The sequence below is a fragment of the Pseudomonas wuhanensis genome, from assembly GCF_030687395.1.
Taxonomy (GTDB): domain Bacteria; phylum Pseudomonadota; class Gammaproteobacteria; order Pseudomonadales; family Pseudomonadaceae; genus Aquipseudomonas; species Aquipseudomonas wuhanensis.
The window spans coordinates 3,670,686-3,689,873 of record NZ_CP117430.1 but is presented as its reverse complement, the minus strand read 5'-3'; the positions used below and the strand labels follow the sequence as shown (position 1 = coordinate 3,689,873).

At 61.5% G+C, this 19,188-nt stretch carries 14 protein-coding genes; 6 read left to right on the top strand and 8 right to left on the bottom strand.

Annotated features, from left to right (window positions below; translation table 11 throughout):
- The 6 genes from tssG to tssB form a co-directional block, all read right to left on the bottom strand.
- Entirely contained in the window at positions 1-1,026 is a 1,026-nt protein-coding gene (tssG, locus tag PSH88_RS16730) for a type VI secretion system baseplate subunit TssG (RefSeq protein ID WP_305421595.1), read from the bottom strand.
- Positions 990-2,783, bottom strand: coding sequence for a type VI secretion system baseplate subunit TssF (gene tssF, locus PSH88_RS16725; RefSeq protein ID WP_305421594.1), 1,794 nt, complete (start codon positions 2,781-2,783; stop codon positions 990-992). Before tssF ends, tssG begins: the two co-directional genes overlap by 37 nt.
- A complete protein-coding gene (gene tssE, locus PSH88_RS16720; protein ID WP_305421593.1) occupies positions 2,767-3,210 on the bottom strand; it encodes a type VI secretion system baseplate subunit TssE in 444 nt (147 codons plus the stop codon). Before tssE ends, tssF begins: the two co-directional genes overlap by 17 nt.
- A gap of 15 nt (positions 3,211-3,225) precedes the next feature.
- The gene (locus PSH88_RS16715) at positions 3,226-3,723 is read right to left on the bottom strand and encodes an Hcp family type VI secretion system effector (protein WP_007906301.1); all 498 of its coding nucleotides are present in this window, start codon (positions 3,721-3,723) and stop codon (positions 3,226-3,228) included.
- A 74-nt stretch (positions 3,724-3,797) separates the two neighbouring features.
- Entirely contained in the window at positions 3,798-5,285 is a 1,488-nt protein-coding gene (gene tssC, locus PSH88_RS16710) for a type VI secretion system contractile sheath large subunit (protein WP_008067879.1), read from the bottom strand.
- Positions 5,286-5,313: 28 nt separating this feature from the next.
- Complete coding sequence (gene tssB, locus PSH88_RS16705; RefSeq protein ID WP_026331704.1) at positions 5,314-5,862, bottom strand: type VI secretion system contractile sheath small subunit; 549 nt, start codon at positions 5,860-5,862, stop codon at positions 5,314-5,316.
- A gap of 228 nt (positions 5,863-6,090) precedes the next feature.
- Between tssB and PSH88_RS16700 the strand changes: the two genes are divergently transcribed.
- Genes PSH88_RS16700 through tssA form a run of 5 tightly spaced genes read left to right on the top strand, consistent with a single transcriptional unit; the run spans position 6,091 to position 13,615 of the window.
- Positions 6,091-6,540, top strand: coding sequence for a type VI secretion protein (locus tag PSH88_RS16700; protein WP_305421592.1), 450 nt, complete (start codon positions 6,091-6,093; stop codon positions 6,538-6,540).
- Between the two features lie 54 nt (positions 6,541-6,594).
- The gene (gene tssK, locus PSH88_RS16695; RefSeq protein ID WP_305421591.1) at positions 6,595-7,926 is read left to right on the top strand and encodes a type VI secretion system baseplate subunit TssK; all 1,332 of its coding nucleotides are present in this window, start codon (positions 6,595-6,597) and stop codon (positions 7,924-7,926) included.
- 18 nt (positions 7,927-7,944) lie between these two features.
- The gene (locus PSH88_RS16690; RefSeq protein WP_305421590.1) at positions 7,945-8,712 is read left to right on the top strand and encodes a DotU family type IV/VI secretion system protein; all 768 of its coding nucleotides are present in this window, start codon (positions 7,945-7,947) and stop codon (positions 8,710-8,712) included.
- The gene (locus PSH88_RS16685) at positions 8,709-12,530 is read left to right on the top strand and encodes a type VI secretion system protein (protein WP_305421589.1); all 3,822 of its coding nucleotides are present in this window, start codon (positions 8,709-8,711) and stop codon (positions 12,528-12,530) included. Before PSH88_RS16690 ends, PSH88_RS16685 begins: the two co-directional genes overlap by 4 nt.
- Positions 12,527-13,615, top strand: a complete 1,089-nt coding sequence (gene tssA, locus PSH88_RS16680; RefSeq protein WP_305421588.1) for a type VI secretion system protein TssA — start codon at positions 12,527-12,529, stop codon at positions 13,613-13,615. The genes PSH88_RS16685 and tssA overlap by 4 nt, the downstream gene beginning before the upstream one ends.
- On the opposite strand, the gene PSH88_RS16675 is transcribed toward tssA, so the two are convergent.
- A complete protein-coding gene (locus PSH88_RS16675; RefSeq protein ID WP_305421587.1) occupies positions 13,612-14,583 on the bottom strand; it encodes a 2-hydroxyacid dehydrogenase in 972 nt (323 codons plus the stop codon). The two genes, tssA and PSH88_RS16675, sit on opposite strands and share 4 nt — an antisense overlap.
- A gap of 463 nt (positions 14,584-15,046) precedes the next feature.
- Here PSH88_RS16675 and PSH88_RS16670 point away from each other — a divergent pair, with 463 nt between their 5' ends.
- On the top strand, positions 15,047-16,327 hold the full coding sequence (locus tag PSH88_RS16670; protein WP_305421586.1) for a serine/threonine transporter: 1,281 nt from the start codon (positions 15,047-15,049) through the stop codon (positions 16,325-16,327).
- A gap of 260 nt (positions 16,328-16,587) precedes the next feature.
- Here PSH88_RS16670 and acnB read toward each other — a convergent pair whose 3' ends face one another.
- Positions 16,588-19,188 carry a bifunctional aconitate hydratase 2/2-methylisocitrate dehydratase gene (gene acnB / locus PSH88_RS16665; RefSeq protein WP_305427010.1) on the bottom strand — a complete coding sequence of 867 codons (2,601 nt, stop codon included), beginning with the start codon at positions 19,186-19,188 and terminating at the stop codon, positions 16,588-16,590.

Here is a 19,188-nt window from a genome sequence, read left to right as displayed (position 1 = left end):
TCAGGTGATCTCCAGCTGACGAAGGCGGGTTTCGATCTGTTGCACGGCGAGGCTGGTCTGGCGTTGCAGGCCGCCGTTCCAACTGAGCAAGGGTGGGGCCTGGCGACCGAGTTTCATCGCACTGGCACCGCGCACCAACAGCACCAGGGTGCAATCCAGATCGGGGCCGAAATACAGCGCGCAGAGGCTGGCCAGTGCTGGATGGGATTCGCCGTCCGGCAGAAATCGCGCCGCCTGCGCCGAGGTCAGCGGGCCGAGGGTCAGGCGGATGCCGGCGTGTTCATCCCAGACCCGAATGCCGGCCACCGCGCTACGACCCAGTTGCAGGTTGCGCCCGCCCGGTTGCAGTCGACTGCGACTGGCCGGTGGGATTTCCCGCCAGGCACCTTCATAGGCGCTGAGTTCTACTGGCAGTTCGAAGTGCTCACGCACGATCGCGGCGAAGCCGGCCAGGGAACGACGACCGTCGGCAAACAGCGCGCTGCACGCCAGTACGGCGGAATCGGGAACGGCCTGACGTTCCTGCAAGGCTTTGGGCAACAACCCGGTCAGCGCCCGCAGTTGCGTCTGCACCGGGGACGCGCCGGGGGCCGTGAAGCCAACGGCAATCCGGTGTTTGCGCATCACCTTGTACAGCAGGCTGAGCAAGCGATGCTGGAACAGGTCGAGGAACTCGGCCGGTGCATGGTCCTTGGCGCGGGCCCGTTGCTGCAGCCATTCCTGATAGGCGTAGGGCAGGGGACCGTCGGGCCCGCCGAGGCCAAACACCGGAGTACTCAGCGCCGGTTGCTGGCCCGCTTCCTGGGTCAGGCTTTCGATCTCGCTGGCGGAAAAAAGCGGCGTTAAAGGCCCGCGCAGGCGCAGGGCTTCAGCTTGAGGCGCGGTGCCGCTGCCCAGGGATTCGGCTTGTGGGTGTTCGCGCTCCAGCAGCAGCAAGGCCTGCAACAACTCGAACGCCTGCGGGTCGCGCCGCAGCTTTTGGCTCAGGCTCAGAGGGACAGCGGCATGCCGGCTTGGGGTTGCCATGTCTTGACCTCCTTGTCTGACTGGACCAGGACCGTGCGCACGAAGCGGTTGGCCGTGGCATAGAGTGAAAAGAATTGCGCCAGCACTGCTGAAAACAACACGGCGCTGCTGCCGACGAAATGCTGCGGATCGAGTTGCAGCTGAACCTCCAGCCCATTGCGCCAGCCACGCCACGCATCTTCGCCGACATGGGCGATCACCCGTTCGCAGCCAAGGCCGAGCAAGCCTTCAATCTGCCGCAAGGCGCTGGCTTCGTCGCGCAGGTTGTGCAACTGCAAGATTTCCTTGAGGGCCTCCAGCGCCTGTGGCCCCTCGACCAGCGACAAATGATTGAGGGTCAGTTGCGACACCAAGCGCCAGCGGGATTCGCCATCCAGTCGCGGCAGGCTTTGCGGGCTGGGTGGGTTGCGCAGGCGGGCCCAGGCCACTGGCCCCGGTCGTTCGAAACCCAGTGACGTCCCGGCCGGCAGGCTCTGGGCCAGATGCCTGTTGGTACACAGCAGTTCGGCGGTGAGGCTGTATTCGGTGGTCTCGGACAATGGGTCGAGCCGGGTGTCCACCAGGCTCACCATCAGGTCGGTGCCCAGACGATTCGGGGTCATGCCGCTGACCCGTCGCGCGTGCCAGTAGCATTGCTTTTCGCCGCCGATATGCTGGCTGCCGTAATAGGCGGGAACGCGCTGCACACCCTGACTGGAACTGGCGCGCATCGCCCGGATGCTGTGGATCTCGACGCTGTTTTCCCGATGACTGTCGGCGACCAGACGGTACTCGCTGCGGGTGCCGTCCGGGCGCAGGGGCTCCGAGGTTCGTGGAAACAGATTGATCACCGGCGCACAGCCCAAGGCGAAGTCGCTGGCCTGAAGGTGCAGACGGTTGGCCGGGACGCGGTCGAAGACGATGTACAGGTACAGCGTCTGGCTATCGCTGGTGGCACCGGCCAACGGAATGTCGAAGAAACTGAATTTGTCCGGGAAGGCAAAGTATTCGGCAAGCAGGCGCATGCCCGGATGCACGCCGTCCTCGTCCGGTAACAGCACTTCGTCGCTGGCAAAACCGACGATGTCTGGCAGCCCCGCCAGCACTTTTGGCACGCTGCCGACGGGTCCGGCCAGCACCTTCACGGCGTGGGCGCCGAGCAGGTCATACAGGCAGGCGTTGATCACCGGGGAGGCGGCCAGATGCACGCGCAACTGTTTGATCGCCAGCTCCGACCACTGGCTTTCACCGAGGCAGCGCAGGCTCAGGCGCAGGGCCGAGCGCGCTTGCACCACACCGGTCAGGGCCTGGGCTTCGTCGCTGCCCAGCAGCAGTGCTTCGTTGATTTCCACCGGCCACAAGCGAACCGCGGCGCTGGTGCGAAAGTGGATGCTTTCGCCTTTAGTGGTGGTGACGAACAGCGGCGTGTCCCTTGGCAACGGGTAACCACCGGCCAGGTTGCCTTTGCTCGGGTCCGGCTCGAACTGCACGATCGCGCAGGAGGGCAACGGCCGCATGGCCAGCGGGTAAAGTTGTTCGAGCAAGGCATCGCTGAATTCGGCGTAGTCGTCATCGAGCCGCCGTTGCAAGCGTGCCGCGAGCAAGGCGAAACCTTCGAGCAGTCGTTCGACATGCGGGTCGGGGCATTCACCGGGGGACAATTCCAGGCGCTTGGCGACCTTGGGATAACGCTCGGCAAAAATGCTCCCGGCATGCCGCAGCCAAGTCAGTTCGCGTTGATAGTAATCGAGCAGTTGCGGGTCAATCGAGTCGCTCATGACGCACCTCAAGGCCATCGCTGACCTTCTCGATGACAAATGCCACGGGCCAGTGCTGCTGGCCGCTGCGTAACTCGCCCACCAGCCGAATGCTCAGTTGCTGCGGATGGCCGGGCACCGGATTGACCTGGACCTCGCCCAGCCGCAGGCGCGGTTCGAAATGGCTGATGGCCTCGCGCACTTCCCGCGCCAACTGACGACGGTCATCGCTGCGCTGCTGTTGCAAGGCAGTCCAGTCAGCGATGCCGTAGTCGAGAATGCTCGGCGGGGAGGTCAGCGGACGTTGGCCACGTCGGGTGTTGAACAGGCGCAGCAACTCCGTGTGCACCGAGTCGAGCAGCCCCTGGCGATCGAACACCTGCACAGTGTCGACCTCGCTGGCGGCGAGGCGCTCGAACAACGGTGGGAGCATGCCGGTGCCTGCCATGGCCGACGCGTCCGCTTACTTGACGAGCTTGTTGGCGGCCATGTCCCAGGTCGAGGCGGCCGTGCCTTCCTTGGTGCCGTCGTCTTTCTGGGCGGTGAGTTCCCACTTGATCTTGGTGAAGTTCAGCGACAGGGTTTCCACCGGTTTGCCGCCCGTACCGCCACTGACGCTGACGTTGGACAGCACGACGTTGGTCAGGGTGTAGATGATGAATGGCATCAGCTGACCGCTGCCTTCAGCGGCGTTGCGGCCGATGGTGATTTTAGCTTCCGGGATCGGTTTGCCGGCGCAGCAATACTCATTGAGGGATGGCGTCGAGCTGTCGACGAATTTGGTCAGGGTGAACTCGCCGATGTGCGGCTTGCCGGAGGTACGCTCCGAGTTGCTGACGTCGTTGGTCACCTGCATCGCCACGTTGTGGCTGTAGGACATGACTTCGATCTTGTCCTTGTAACCCTCGAGCAGGCTATCGCCTTTGATGTCGCCGCCGAGGTCGAGAATGATTGCATCCATCGCATGAAACTCCTGAAAGTAATCGTGCTAGATAAGCAGGGGAATCCCGCCGGGTTAGGCCGGCGGGAGGCAGGTCAGGCAGCTACCGGTGGCGGCAGGGTCGCGACCAGTCGGATCGACGCGGTCAGTTCCTCAAGCTGGAAGTGCGGCCGCAGGAACACCGTGGCCTTGTAGGCGCCCGGTTTGCCGGCGACCTCGGTCACGTCCACCCGGGCTTCACGCAACGGGTACTGCGCCTTGATCTCTTGCGGCGCGTTGTCGTTGATCAGCACGTAGTCGGCGATCCAGTTATTGAGGTAGGTCTGCACATTGTCGCGGGTCATGAAACTGCCGACCTTGTCGCGCATGATCACCTTCAGGTAGTGCGCGAAACGCGAGGCCGCGAGCACGTATGGCAGCATCGCCGAAATCCGCGCGTTGGCGTTCGCCTCATTGGTGTTGTAGAGCTTGGACTTGTTGGTGGTCTGGCCACCGAAGAACACCGCCACGTCGCTGTTCTTCTTGTGACACAGGGCGATGAAGCCGAGGTCGTTGAGCTCTTTCTCGCGACGGTCGGTGATCGCCACTTCGGTCGGGCATTTGAGCGACAGATCGCCCGAGGTGGTGCGGAAGGTATGGGCCGGCAGCCCTTCCACCGCACCACCGCCTTCGGCGCCGCGAATCGCTGCGCACCAGCCGTACTTGGCGAAAGCTTCGGTGATTCGTTGCGACAAGGCCCACGCGGCATTGCCCCACAGGTATTTGCCGTGGTCGCTGCCGTTGACGTCTTCGACGTAGTTGATGCCTTCCACCGGTGAGGTGTCAGGGCCGTAGGGCAGACGCAGCAGGAAGTGCGGCAGCACCAGCGACACGTAGCGCGAATCTTCACTTTCGCGGAACGAACGCCACTTGATCAGTTCCTGGCTTTCGAAGACTTTCGACAGGTCACGCGGCACGGCCAGTTCGGTAAAGCTGTTCATGTCGAACAGTCGAGGGCTGGCGGCGGCGATGAACGGCGCGTGAGCGGCTGCGGCGACGTTCGAGAGTTTCTCCAGCAGGCCGATGTCTTGCGGGTGCCGGCCGAAGGTGTAGTCACCCACCAGCAAGCTGAACGGGTGGCCGCCGAAGGTGCCGTATTCCTCTTCGTAGATCTTCTTGAACAGTGCGCTCTGGTCGAACTCGACGGCTTTTTCCAGATCGTTCTGCAGCTCTTTCTGGGTCACGTTGAGCAACCGCAGTTTCAGCCGGGAGCTGGTCTCGGTGTTCTTCACCAACAGGTGCAGGCCGCGCCAGGACGCTTCGAGTTTTTGCAGGTCCGGGTGGTGCAACACTTCATTGAGCTGAGCGCTGATCAGCTCGTCGATCTGGCTGATGCGGTCGTTGATCATCGCCACGGTGTCCTTGTCGATGGCCATGCCTTCGTCGAGTACCTGGGTGGCGAATTCCGCGAGCATGTCGCGGGCGTAATCCTGCTGGCTGTCGTCATGGGCCATGCGGCCTTTGGCGATGATTTCATCGAGCAGGGACAAGGTCTGGGCTGTACTGTCGCTGGCTTGGCTCTGGGCGGCGGATGAGGCGGGCATGGCAAATTCTCCCTAAGTGGATGAACGATCAGGCTTGCGGTTCGGCCGGTGCTTCGCTGTCGCCAGCGGGGGCGGGAGCGGCGGTGTCCGGGCGGGCCGACTTGATCTCTTGCAGTCCCTCGGTGTTGGCGATGACGTCGCGCAACAGCTTGTCCAGATCATCGTTGCCATCGAGCTTGGTCAGCAGGTCGCGCAGACGCTGGCGCGCTTCGAACAAGCGCCGCAGCGGAGTGACCTGCTCAACCACCTTGACCGGATCGAAGTCGTCGATGTGTTTGAAGTTGAGCTCGATGTTGAGTTTGCTGTCGTCGCCGCTGAGGGTGTTGTTGACCTGCAAGGTGGCGCGCGGGCCGATCGAGGCGAGGACTTCATTGAAGTTGTCGCGGTCGATTTCGGTGAAACGCCGTTCATTCAATTTCGGGAGTGGCTCGAGAGGCTTGCCGGAAAGGTCGGCCAGGATGCCGACAACCAACGGTAATTCTTTCTTCTCGATCGCGTTGCCGATTTCGACGTCGTAGGTGATTTGCACCCGGGGTGGGCGAACCCTGTCTAGCTTGTGCTGAGTACTTTCTGCCATGGTGGCTGACTCCGATGCATGAGGCGGGTGCAATGCATCGGGAGGCCCGTTTCATCGCATTCCCTTACTGGACCGTAGGTTAGAAAGGGAGGGCAGAGGACCTGTCATTCCTTTGACGAACCTTCCACATTCGTCGTGCCGACCGAACTACCCAAGACGCTAGAACAGGTCTATAAAAAAGCAAACAAAAAGCAATTTTGGACCGTGTCGAGAAAAGGAAAATTCATTTTGCACGCACGTTTATTTTCTTTGGTTCTATTACTGTCACTCGCCGGGTGTTCGTTGTTCGGGCCTCGCGTCGACCTCGATAACCTGACGCTGGACGTCGCGCCCCGCGCCAACGATGACACGCCGATCGCGGTGGACTTCATCGCGGTGAACGACGCGGACCTGCTCAAGCAGTTGTCGGGCATCACCGCCCGGCAGTGGTTCGCCGAACGCGAGCAGTTCCAGCGCGACTACCGACAGCTGATGACCGTCTGGGGGCTGGAGCTGGTGCCCGGTCAATTCATCGACAAACAACCCTTCCCGCTGGGGGGCAAGCGGGCGGCTGGACTTTTAGTCTTCGCCAGCTATAACACTCCCGGAGCACACCGGTTACGGCTGGACGATCAGAGCAACGCCTGGCTCAAGTTCGACAGTCGCGAGATGACGCTGGTCAGCGACCACCCGAACTGAACACAGGGCCAGGCCGCCATTGGCGCGGCGACACGAGACGTCGAAGGGAATCGTATGAGTCTGCTACCTGACGCGGTTTGCTGGCATGAGGGCATGCAGTTGTTGCCCCAGCATTTTCAGTTGCAAGGGCTGCGGGCCGAGGCGCTGGTGGCGCATTTCGCCCAAGCCTGTAATCCGTGGTTCTGGGGCGTGACTCGCGTTGAGTTCGATCCCTCGGCATTGAGTGCCGGGCTGGTACGACTGATCAATTTACAGGCGACCTTGCCGGACGGTTTGCCGGTCAATCTGCAGGCTGGTGTCGGGCCGATGCTGGAGCTCGACGTCAGTGAAGCGATCGACGCCACGGACAACGCCACCGTTACCGTTTACCTGGCGATCAGTCCGCTGTGGCGCGCCGGTCAATTGCTGCCGCTCAAGGGCCGATTGCAATCGGTGGTCGGCGATGCGCTGCCGGACCTCACCAGTGGCGAGTACCCCGAATCGATCACGGTCTGGCGTCCGAATCCGCGTTTGTGCACGCAATTGAACAAGGCGGATTCCGTCTGTCTGCCACTGCTGAGAATTCGCAAGGAGGGCGGCGGCTTTCTTCAGTTGCCGTACACCCCGCCGACGCCGTGCCTGTTGCCCGAGTCGGTAGTGGGTCGGCGCGTGGCGGCGCTGTGTGCCCGGGCGCGGGAGAAATGCATGTTCCTCGCCGGTCGTTTGCGTCAGGCGCAGCAGGCCGGCAATCAGGACGACGCGCTGGAAATTCGTCGCCAGTTGACGGCGCTCTGGGCGCGGTTGCCGGAAGTCGAAGGCCTGCTGAACAGTCGAGTGGCCACGCCTCAGGCACTCTATGGTTTGCTGCTCGGCCTGGCCGGCGCCTGGTCGGCGCTCGATCCATTGGCCGGTGTTCCGGCGTTCGCCCCGCTGGATTTTCTGGAGTTGCAGCGAGGCTATGAAGCGGTGCTCGACTGGCTTGAAAAGACCCTCGAACTGATCCGCGCCGGATATCGCAGCCTGGCGTTCGAACGCAGTGAGCAGGCCTTCTCGATTCAATTGCCCGATGACCAGCCGAGCCAGCGGCTGGTCATCGGTTTGCGCATGCCCAACGGTGCCAGTGAGCAGGCCGCGAGCGAATGGTTGCGCGGGGCGATCATTGCGTCGCAGCCGCACATCGCGCTGCTCAGTCGCCAGCGCATGAGTGGTTTGTCCCATCAGGCCATGAGTCGCAATGAACAAGTGGCCTACAGCGTCGGCGATGATACGCGGCTGTTTGTGGTGATGGCCGAAGGCCAATGGTTCGACGGGCAGTTGCCGTTGCTGATTGCCGCACCGGCTTCCAGGCTGGCCAGCAGTCCATGGCAAGTGGTGTTGTTTGTGGCCCAGGCGAGTGAAAGTGCTTGATCAAGGAAGGAACGTCATATGTCTGAGGGCAATGTCGGGACGGGTACACGAGGCCTCCACGAAGCGCCGCTGAGCAGTGCTTTTCGCCAGGCCTGGCAGCAATGGTCCCAGGACTGGAACCAGTTGCCCAAGGACAGCGAGGACGAAGCGCTGGTGGACGCGGTGGTCGAGCTCTCCACGCAAATCTCCCAACGCCTTTGGCGAACCGCCTTCGCCAAAGTCGGTGACGCCGCCACCGAGCAAGTCAAAGCGCTGGTCTACGCCTTTGTCGCGCTGGTCGATGAAACCTTGCTGTTTACGCCTTGGCCGGGCCAATCGGCCTGGCAGGAAAAACCCTTGGAATCGAGGCTGTACGCCAGCCGTCAGGCCGGTGAGCGGATACCGCTGGCGATCAAGGAACTGCTGGATGAGCAGATCCCCACCACTCGCGATCTGGCCAATGTTTATTTGCAATGTCTGGTGCTGGGGTTTCGGGGACGTCTGCGCGGTGAACAGAATCAGGCCCAACATGAAAAATGGCGCCTGGCGCTGTTCACCTTTGCCTGGCAGCACGAGGCGGATTATGCCGACGTCAGTGCCCGGCTCGAACAGCCTTCGGCGGTGCCACCGATGCAATTGTCGGTGCGCCTTTCATTGCCCGACGGTTTTCGCCTGGGTCTGGGGATTCTCGCCATGGTCCTGCTGCTGACCGGGTTGGGGCAGTTGTTTTGGCGTGACATTCGTCTGGAGCTCGAACCGGTCTTGCAGATGACCGATTCCGTGACCGCCTCGGAGCAAGACTCATGAGCACGCAGGGGATTATCGGCCTCATCATCGCCGTGCTGTTGGTGCTGGCGATTGTCGGGGTGGCGGTCTGGTGGTTGCGCACGCAAAGCGGGGCGGCGATTCGCAGTTTTTACCTGGCGGTGCGGCACATGGAGCAGGAGCAGGGTGCCCAGGACCGCTACCAGATTCCCTGGCTGCTGATGCTCGGCAACGAAACCCAGGGCACCCAGTTATGTACTCAGTGGCGCTTGCAGCCCAGCGACAAACCGGCTTGGTTCGGTCGCTGGTGGTCGGACCCTGAAGGTGCAGTATTGGTGGTGCCCCAGGCGCTGTTTTTGCCGGATGAAGGCATGCACCTGCAACGGGGCGGCTGGTGGCGCTTGCTGGGATTGATTCTGCGCCTGCGCAGTCAACGTCCGCTGGATGGGGTGATCTGGACGGTGCCGGTCAGTCGACTGGGCAACGTCGAGCAAGCCGCAGCCCTCGGGTTGGCGGCACGTCGACGTTTCATCGATCTGTTGCAACGGTTCGGGCTGAGCCTGCCGGTGTACGTGGTCATTACCGGCATGGAAGAGTTGCCAGGCTTTCAGGAATTGATCACCGCGCTGCCGGTCGAGGCCCGCGAACGCACGCTGGGTTGGTCCTCGCCCCACGGACCCGATGCAGTCTGGCAGGCGCAATGGAGTGATCAGGCGCTGGATCAGGTTACTCGGGCCTTGGCGGAATCGATCATCGAAATCGGCGCCTTGTCCGGGCAGTTGAGCAGTGAATTGTATGGCTTGCCGGAACGTTTCGAGGCCTTGCGGCGCCATCTGCAATCCTTGTTGGAGCCGGTTTTCCAGGGCAATGCTCAAGGTGAGGCGCCACGTTTTCGCGGTATTTATTTCACGGCCAATCAGCCCTCGGAAGACAGCGCTGACGGATTTTCGGCCTACGACACCGGGTTGCAGCAGAGCGCCTTTGCCCGGCAATTGTGGCAGCGGCGGGTGGTCGCCGAGCGCGGTCTGGCCCAGGTGGTGCCGCGTCTGTTACGCCTGCGTCAACGCTGGCACCGCGTGACCGGTGGGGTGGCGCTGGTGGTCGCGCTGGTCTGGGGCGCGGGCATGCTGTGGGTCTGGCAGGATTCGGTCAAGGAGGCCCATGAACTCTCGCGCCTGCTGCAAGGGGCGCAGAAAAACTACACGGCGGTCACGGATGAATCTCATCGGCTGGAGTCGACCCGGCGCAATGTCCAGGGCTTCTGGCGAGTGCTGGAAAAGGCGCCGGGCTGGAGCTTCACCTCAGTGGTATTTCCGACCTCCTGGTTCTCTTCGCTGGATGCGCAGTTGGCGAGCGAGTTGCGCCTGACCGCCCAGAGCCATTTGATGCTGCCGTTGCGCGACCTGTTGAGCGCAGAGCTGGCGCAACTCAAGACCATCCGCAACACCGAACGACGGGGCAACGTCGAAAGCGAAGATCCGGCTCAATGGCAAAACTACGTCAAGGCCAAGGATCTGGTGGAGCGCGCGGTGCGTCTGGAGCAGCAGAACCAGTGGTTCAGTCAGGCGCTGAACAACCCCAAGGCGCCCCTCGAAGATCTGGTGTTGCTGAGCAACAACGCGTTGTCGCTGAACCTCAACGTCGGCACGTTGCACCGCGCCGGTTTTTACAACCGTGCGTTGTTCGATGCCGATGGCAGCGACTTGCGACCTCTCGACCTGACCGTCGAGCGTCCGGTGATCGAGGAAAATTTCCTCGGGCTCATGGAACGCTGGCTGGACCAGTATTTCCTGGCCGACAATTTCGTGCGCCAGGCCGGTTATCTCAAGCTGCATCTGGAACGGCTGGAAGCCGGCAGTGGTAACTCCCTCACCGAACTCGAAGATTTGCGCGCACTGGTCGATGACCTGCAAGCCGTGATCGGCTTGACGAATTCGGCATGGGGCCGCGGCAAGGGCCAGGACCTGGTGCCTGGCTATCGCGAGTTGCTGGACAACGTGCGCAAAAGCGTCTTGCTCGGACCGCAACTGGAGCAACAGTTGGAAATGCAGGCGGCCAAGCTGCAACAGAGCTTTCGCGATCAATGGATCGTCCAGGCCGGCTCCCGGGATAATTTATTGATTCAGCAAGGCAGCGGGCAACTGGTCTTGCAGGAACATGTGGTGCAGCTCAACAACGCGGTGCAGGCGTTGTTCAAGCGTGACTTTGTGGCCATCGCCTTACAGGCGGATCGCTCGGAGGCCCCGAATGGGCAAGGGCAGGGCGTTGATGGCGACGACCTCGACAGTGCGCTGAACTATTTCGCCAGCTACAAAAGTTATGCCGCCGAAGAGTTGCCACGCATTCCCCCGGCGTATCGCGGGGCCTTGTTGCAAGCAGCCGAAGGCGCGGTGGTCAAGGCCATGTTGTCGAGCCTGCGCGAACACAACGCTCAGGTCCATAGCGGCGTTTTCAATGTGCAGGCCTCCCAGGCGATTGCCTTGCAGAAAGCCTTTATCGAGGTGCGTCGCAGCGATCTGGCCACACGTTTGCAAACTGCCTTGAACCGCCGCGCCCTGGCCGAAATCGTCAGCGGCCTCGACGAAATCGTCGCCCAGCCGCTGTTCAGCGGGCGCACCGAAATCAGCCAGTGGGACGGCTCGAAAAACCTCGGCCTGCAACTGTATGGCGCCAACGACGTGCAGGATTTGAAACTGAGCCTCAAGCAGCAATTCAACACCATGCTTGGCATCACCGAGCGACGCACCTCGGCGCTGGAATGGCTGAAAGTCCAGCAACAAAACCTCTCGGCGCTGGATTATGAACGCGTGACGCAGTTCAGTGCGCTCAACGAAGAACTGCTCAAGTACAAGGAACAGAATCCCGCCAGTTCGCCGGCGCAGATCGAGCAGTTGGTGAGCCGCGATTTCATCGAAATGGACGCCACGTCCTGTGGCCAGATCCTGCAAACCGCCAATTTGTCTGGTGGGCGCGGAACACTGGCGTTGCGGGCAGTGGACCTGCAACAAACCGCCATGCAACGCTGCCAGTTCCTGCAACAGCAACAGGCGGCGGCCGCGTGGAACGACCTGGCCAATTATTTCAATCAGTACCTGGCGGAGCGCTTTCCGTTTGCCAATGGCCTTCAAGCCGCCGATGCCGACCCGGCTCGAGTCCAGCATTTGCTGGAACTGATCGACAAGCGCTTGCCGGTGGCACAGGCCGGCTTGTTGCTGAGCCAGACCCCGGAGCGCCTGGCCGCCGAGGATTTTCTCAATCGTCTGAAGCAAGCCAGCACCTGGCTGGGCCCGATGTTTGTACGCGACAAGAGCGGAGTGTTGGGGCTGGAGATGGACGTGCGCTGGCGCACCGATCGAGAGGAAGAACGCGGTGCCGATCAGGTGATTGCCTGGGGCTTGAATGCCGGCAATCAACAGCTCAGTTACCCCGGCGAGGCCCAGCAGAACCTGCGCTGGATGGTCGGTCAACCGATTCGACTGAGCTTGCGTTGGGCCCGAAATGGCTACCAGCGCCCGGCCAACGATCCGTTACAGCCGAGCCTGGTGGTGCGGGATCTGGAAGCGGGCTGGGAGTACAGCGGTCCGTGGTCGTTATTGCGCTTGATGCGTTCGCACGTGTCGGTGCAACGCCAGCCGAACATGGACTACACGGACTTTCCGTTGACCTTGCGCCTGCCCGTGACGACCCAGTCCAGCACCACCACCGCCGAGCAAACCCTGATGTTTGTGCGTCTGTCGTTGATGACCCAGGGCTCGAAATTGCCGCTGTCCATTCAGCCCTTGCCAACCCGGGCCCCGCGCTCACCGTTCATGGTGACGAGATCGACCGCGGCTATCGAATCTAATAAGGAGGGCCTGTGAATCAACCTTCAACGCCGTTGCCGGAACTGATTACCCAACTGCTCGAACCGATCAGCGTGGAGGCCCCCTGTGGCCAGGACCTGCGTTATGAGCCTGAGTTCGACCGGTTGCGCGAAATGCGCCGTGAGGACGACACCAGTTTGCCCACGGGGGTGTGGCAGTCGTCGATCAAGCGCGCCCAATGGCCGGAACTGGAAAAACTGACCACCAGCCTGCTGCTCGAACGCAGCAAGGATTTGATGCTCAGCGCCTGGCTGGGTGAGGCCTGGTTGCATCAGGACGGGCTCGAAGGGTTGCCGGGCAGCCTGGCGCTGATTGCCGGGTTATGCGAGCGTTATCCCGAGCACCTGCACCCACAGGCGGAGGACGGCGATCAGTCATGGCGGGTGATACCGCTTGAATGGCTGGCTCGACGCTACGCTGAAGTGTTGCTGACCCGAGTGCCGCTGTTCGAGTCGCGCAACAACGAGTTCGATGGCTTCTGTCTGGATGCCTGGCGCCGGTTGCAACTGCAACAGGTACAGGCCAGCGACAGTAAAACGGCCAAGACCTCAGCCGAGAACGCGCGCAACGAACAGAAAAAAATCACCGAACAGATTCGCGCCACCCCGTTGTCATTCTGGTTGCGCAGCCAGGGCACGCTGCTGCTCAGCCAGCAGCACCTGCAACGCCTGGAGGTGTGGAGCGACGCGTATCTCGGCAATCAGGCCCCAGGCTTCAAAGCGCTGCAGGATGTGATCGAAGCGTTGTTGACGCTGGTTCAGGAGTTCATCGCCATGCATCCACGAAAACCGACCCCGGCGCCTGTCGAAACGCCTGCGGTGGCGACATCGAGCCCGGCCGCCGTGCCGGACATCGTCCCGGCCCCCCAGGTGTTCAGCGAGCCGGCGAATCGTGAAGAGGCGTACCGGCAATTGCTGTTGATCGCCGAGTACCTGGCGCGCACCGAACCCCACAGCCCGGTGCCCTATTTGATCAAGCGGGGCGTGGAGTGGGGCAATAAGCCCCTGAGCGAGCTGCTTGGAGAACTGATCAGCGCCGATGCCGAATCCCGGCGACTCTGGACACTGTTGGGCGTCCTTTAGTGATTGTGTCGGGTGGCTGCCGTCGGCGGCGGTAAAGCAATCGGGGTCAGTACCGGTTGACCGGAAAAAAACGCCGTCAGGTTTTTGCCGACCAGCTCCACGGTGCCTTGGGTGGCTTCCGGTGACAATCCGGCGACATGCGGGGTCAGAATCACGTTGGCCAACCCCTTGAGGGCGTCCGGCACCTGAGGTTCGTTATCGAAGACATCCAGCGCGGCACCGGCGATCCGTCGCTGTTCCAGCGCGCTGATCAGGTCTGCCGTGACGATCACGCTGGCCCGCGCGATGTTAACGATGAACCCCTGGGGGCCCAAGGCGTCGAGCACCTGTCTGTTGATCAAGTGTTGAGTGCCGAGCCCGCCGGGTGCGGCGACTATCAGGAAATCCGAGTGGCGCGCCAGTTCGGTCGGCGTCGAGCAGAAGCTATAGGGCACGTCGCTGCGATGCTGGCGGTTGTGGTAGCTCACGCTCATGTCGAAGCCGTTGGCCGCACGTTTGGCGATAGCGATGCCGACAGCCCCAAGGCCGAGGATGCCCAGGCGTTTGCCGGCCAGGGAAGGGCGCATGATTTTCGGCCATTCACCCCGACGCACGGCCGCATCGGCCCGGGGAATATCGCGCACCAGTGCCAGCAGCAACGCCATGGCGTGGTCGGCGACGGAAGAGGCATTGACGCCGGCCCCGTTGGTGACGGTGATGCCGCGGTCGGCGGCGGCTTGCAGGTCGACGTGCTCGTAGCCGGCGCCGATCACGCAGATGATCTTGAGGTTGGGCAGGGCGGCAATTTCATTGGCGTGCAGGCCCAATGGACCGCGCGTCAGCACCGCATCGATCTGACGGCCCTGTCGGGCAATGGCAGTGGCGCGTTCGGCCGGGGTCGGGGCCAGGATCAGATGAAACCCCTGATGTTCGAGAATCGGCAGGTATTCATTGATGGTTTCAACCAGTACCAGAACAGTTGCGGTCATGCTGGGCTCCTGCGGGCAGCGGAATGTCGGGGCTCGAACGTCATTTCAGATTGCTGACTCCAGAGCGGTTTGGCAATGGCCAGGGTTTTTGGCTCCCCGTGTCGGAGCTGGCGAAGCTTGCGATCCTTCTAATGACAACACTAGATCAGAGCGAGGCAGATGGTGGGAGTTTGTCCACGATTCGTAGGAGCGAGCGGTGCGGCGATCCGACTTGCCCGCGAAGAACGATAACGCGGTATTCCTGATGGACCGAGGCGACTGGTTCGCGGGCAAGCCTTGCTCCTACAGAGAACGCAGGCGCCAGTTGCATCTGATCCGCATAACCATTCCTCAGCTAAGTCTTTGCTTCTGCTGATTAATCCCGGACAATCGCGCCCCTGTTTCGGCCAGGACGCTGCCTGTCGGATTTTTCCGACTCGTCCTGGTCGGGTGGCAAGTGACCGGAAAGCGGAGATCCGACCGGATGAATGATCAGGCCAATAGCGTCGACGAACGCTATGTAGCGGCGACACCAGCGAGCCTCGCAAGCTGGAATCGCCATGACACCACCTGGATGCTGGGCCTGTTTGGCACGGCAATCGGGGCTGGTACCCTGTTTTTGCCGATCAACGCGGGGCTGGGCGGCTTCTGGCCGCTGCTGATCCTGGCAGTGCTGGCGTTCCCCATGACGTTTTACGCACACCGCGGCCTGACCCGCTTTGTGTTGTCCGGCCGCGAAGGCGCCGACATCACCGAAGTTGTGGAAGAACATTTCGGCATCAAGGCCGGCGCGTTGATCACATTGCTGTATTTCTTCGCGATCTTCCCGATCCTGCTGATCTACAGCGTGGCCTTGACCAACACCGTGGGCAGTTTCCTCGAACATCAACTGCACATCATGCCGCCACCGCGCGCCGTGTTGTCGTTCGTATTGATTCTCGGCCTGCTGGCAGTGGTGCGTTGCGGTGAGCAGGTGATCGTCAAGGCCATGAGCCTGATGGTGTATCCGTTCATCGTCGCGCTGTTGTTCCTGGCGGTGTTCCTGATTCCGCACTGGAATGGCGGCATCCTCAGCACTGCAACCACGCTGCCTGAGTCGTCGGCGCTGCTGCACACCCTGTGGCTGGCGATTCCGGTGATGGTGTTCTCGTTCAACCACTCGCCGATCATCTCGGCGTTCGCAGTGGACCAGAAGCGTCGCTACGGCGCGCATGCCGAAGAGCGCAGCTCGCAGATCCTGTCCCGTGCCCACATCTTGATGGTGGTGATGGTGCTGTTCTTCGTCTTCAGCTGCGTGCTGACCCTATCGCCGGCGCAACTGGCGGAAGCCAAGGCGCAGAACCTGTCGATCCTGTCGTACCTGGCCAACCACTTCAGCAACCCGACCATCGCCTTCGCGGCGCCGTTGATTGCCTTCGTGGCCATTTCCAAGTCGTTCCTGGGCCACTACATCGGCGCCAGCGAAGGCTTGAAGGGCCTGATCGTCAAGAGCGGCAAGCGCCCGGCACCGAAGACGCTGGACCGCATGACTGCGGCGTTCATGCTGGTGGTGTGCTGGATCGTTGCCACGCTGAACCCGAGCATTCTCGGCATGATCGAAACCCTCGGTGGCCCGATCATCGCGGCGATCCTGTTCCTGATGCCGATGTACGCAATCCGCAAGGTTCCGGCCATGGCGCGTTTTCGTGGTCAAGCCTCTAACGTCTTCGTGACGGCGGTGGGCCTGGTGGCGATTTCGGCGTTGATCTATTCCCTGATGGCCTGAGGATAGATCTTCCAGGCACGCTGAATACCCTGTGGGAGCGGGCTTGCTCGCGATGAGGCCGGCACATTCAACATCTATGTTGTCTGTAAGGCCGTCATCGCGGGCAAGCCCGCTCCCACATTTTTTTTGTGATTCATGGCTCGCGCAAATCCCTGTGGGAGCGTGGCTTGCCCGCGATGAACGATAACTCGGTCTTCCTGAAGGCATAAAAAAACGCCGCTCATCTCACGATGGGCGGCGTTTTTTATGGCGTTGCAGCGTTAGGCTTGAACGACCGGGATGTTGGCGTTCGCAGCAGCTTCACGGAACTCGGCGATCTGGTCGAAGGACAGGTAGCGGTAAACATCGGCCGCCATGCTGTCGATCTTGCCAGCGTATTCCATGTACTCCTCGACGGTCGGCAGGCGACCCAGGATGGACGCAACGGACGCCAGCTCGGCCGAAGCCAGGTAGACGTTCGCGCCGTCACCCAGACGGTTCGGGAAGTTACGGGTCGACGTCGACACCACGGTGGAGTTCGGCTCTACACGTGCCTGGTTCCCCATGCACAGCGAGCAGCCTGGCATTTCCATGCGTGCGCCGGCCTTGCCGTAGATGCCGTAGTAGCCTTCTTCGGTCAACTGGTGAGCGTCCATTTTGGTCGGCGGCGACAGCCACAGACGAGTTGGCAGCTGACCTTTGACCTGTTCCAGCAACTTGCCGGCAGCGCGGAAGTGACCGATGTTGGTCATGCACGAACCGATGAACACTTCGTCGATCTTCTCGCCAGCAACGCTGGACAGCAGACGGGCGTCGTCCGGATCGTTTGGCGCGCAGAGCACAGGCTCTTTGATGTCGGCCAGGTCGATTTCGATGACTTCAGCGTATTCGGCGTCAGCATCGGCAACCATCAACTCAGGGTTGGCGATCCAGGCTTCCATCGCTTGAGCACGACGTTCCAGGGTACGCACATCACCGTAGCCTTCACCGATCATCCAGCGCAGCAGGGTGATGTTCGATTGCAGGTATTCGGTGATCGACTCTTTCGACAGCTTGATGGTGCAACCGGCAGCCGAACGTTCGGCCGAGGCGTCGGACAGCTCGAAAGCCTGTTCGATGCTCAGGTTGTCCAGGCCTTCGATTTCCAGGATGCGGCCGGAGAAGGCGTTCTTCTTGCCTTTCTTCTCGACGGTCAGCAAGCCAGCCTGAATCGCGAAGTAAGGAATGGCGTGAACCAGGTCACGCAGGGTGACGCCCGGTTGCATCTCGCCTTTGAAACGCACCAGGATCGATTCCGGCATGTCCAGTGGCATCACGCCAGTGGCAGCGGCGAATGCGACCAGACCGGAACCGGCCGGGAACGAAATGCCCATCGGGAAACGGGTGTGGGAGTCGCCACCGGTACCGACGGTGTCCGGCAGCAGCATGCGGTTCAGCCAGCTGTGGATGATGCCGTCGCCCGGACGCAGGGAAACACCGCCGCGGGTCATGATGAAGTCAGGCAGGGTGTGGTGGGTGGTCACGTCGATCGGCTTTGGATAAGCCGCGGTGTGGCAGAACGACTGCATCACCAGATCAGCGGAGAAGCCCAGGCACGCCAGGTCTTTCAGTTCGTCACGGGTCATCGGACCAGTGGTGTCCTGGGAACCGACGGTGGTCATCTTCGGTTCGCAGTAGGTGCCTGGACGCACACCGGCTACGCCGCATGCCTTGCCGACCATTTTCTGCGCCAGGGTGAAACCCTTGGTGCTTTCGATCGGGGCATCCGGCTTCTTGAACAGGTCGAACGCTGGCAGACCCAGTTCGGCGCGAGCCTTGTCGGTCAGGCCACGGCCGATGATCAGCGGAATACGACCGCCGGCACGGACTTCGTCCAGCAGCACAGGGGTCTTCATTTCGAAGGTGGTGATGACTTCGTCGGTACCGTGCTTGCAGACTTTGCCAGCGTGCGGGTACAGGTCGATCACGTCGCCCATGTTGATGTTGGTAACATCGAATTCGATTGGCAGTGCGCCGGCATCTTCCATGGTGTTGTAGAAGATTGGAGCGATCTTGCTGCCGAAGCAGAAGCCGCCAGCACGCTTGTTCGGCACGTAAGGAACGTCGTCACCGAAGAACCACAGCACCGAGTTGGTGGCCGATTTACGCGACGAACCGGTACCGACCACGTCACCGACGTAGGCGATCGGGAAGCCGCTGTTGCGCATTTCTTCGATCTGCTTCATCGGGCCGATGGAGCCTTGCACGTCCGGCACGATGCCGTCGCGAGCCATTTTCAACATGGCCAGGGCGTGCAGCGGGATGTCCGGGCGGGACCAGGCATCAGGAGCAGGGGACAGGTCGTCGGTGTTGGTTTCGCCGGTCACCTTGAAGACGCGCAGGCTGATCTTGTCGGCCAGCACCGGGCGCTTCTTGAACCACTCGCCGTCAGCCCAGGATTGCAGAACGCCTTTGGCGTGAACGTTGCCGTTCTTGGCTCTTTCAGCCACGTCGTGGAAGGCATCGAACATCAGCAGGGTGTGCTTGAGTTCTTCGGCGGCTACTGGTGCCAGTTCGGCGTCGTCCAGCAGATTGACCAGCGTCACGATGTTGTAGCCACCCTGCATGGTGCCGAGCAGTTCAACAGCGCGTTTCTTGTCGATCAGAGGGGATTTGGCTTCGCCTTTGGCGAGGGCAGAGAGGAAACCGGCCTTTACATAGGCAGCTTCGTCCACGCCTGGCGGAACGCGATTGGTGATCAGGTCAACGAGGAAAGCTTCTTCGCCAGCCGGGGGATTCTTCAGCAGCTCGACCAGGCCTGCAGTTTGTTCGGCGTTAAGCGGCTGGGGAACGATACCCAGTGCTGCGCGCTCTTCGATATGTTTGCGGTAGGCTTCAAGCAC

Excerpts from the sequence above, each read along its gene's own strand:
- PSH88_RS16690 (WP_305421590.1), top strand. The coding sequence starts at position 7,945 with ATGTCTGAGGGCAATGTCGGGACGGGTACACGAGGCCTCCACGAAGCG.
- PSH88_RS16670 (WP_305421586.1), top strand. The coding sequence starts at position 15,047 with ATGAATGATCAGGCCAATAGCGTCGACGAACGCTATGTAGCGGCGACA.
- PSH88_RS16675 (WP_305421587.1), bottom strand. The coding sequence starts at position 14,583 with ATGACCGCAACTGTTCTGGTACTGGTTGAAACCATCAATGAATACCTG.
- tssK (WP_305421591.1), top strand. The coding sequence starts at position 6,595 with ATGAGTCTGCTACCTGACGCGGTTTGCTGGCATGAGGGCATGCAGTTG.
- tssC (WP_008067879.1), bottom strand. The coding sequence starts at position 5,285 with ATGCCCGCCTCATCCGCCGCCCAGAGCCAAGCCAGCGACAGTACAGCC.
- tssF (WP_305421594.1), bottom strand. The coding sequence starts at position 2,783 with ATGAGCGACTCGATTGACCCGCAACTGCTCGATTACTATCAACGCGAA.
- tssE (WP_305421593.1), bottom strand. The coding sequence starts at position 3,210 with ATGGCAGGCACCGGCATGCTCCCACCGTTGTTCGAGCGCCTCGCCGCC.
- tssG (WP_305421595.1), bottom strand. The coding sequence starts at position 1,026 with ATGGCAACCCCAAGCCGGCATGCCGCTGTCCCTCTGAGCCTGAGCCAA.
- PSH88_RS16685 (WP_305421589.1), top strand. The coding sequence starts at position 8,709 with ATGAGCACGCAGGGGATTATCGGCCTCATCATCGCCGTGCTGTTGGTG.
- tssB (WP_026331704.1), bottom strand. The coding sequence starts at position 5,862 with ATGGCAGAAAGTACTCAGCACAAGCTAGACAGGGTTCGCCCACCCCGG.
- PSH88_RS16715 (WP_007906301.1), bottom strand. The coding sequence starts at position 3,723 with ATGGATGCAATCATTCTCGACCTCGGCGGCGACATCAAAGGCGATAGC.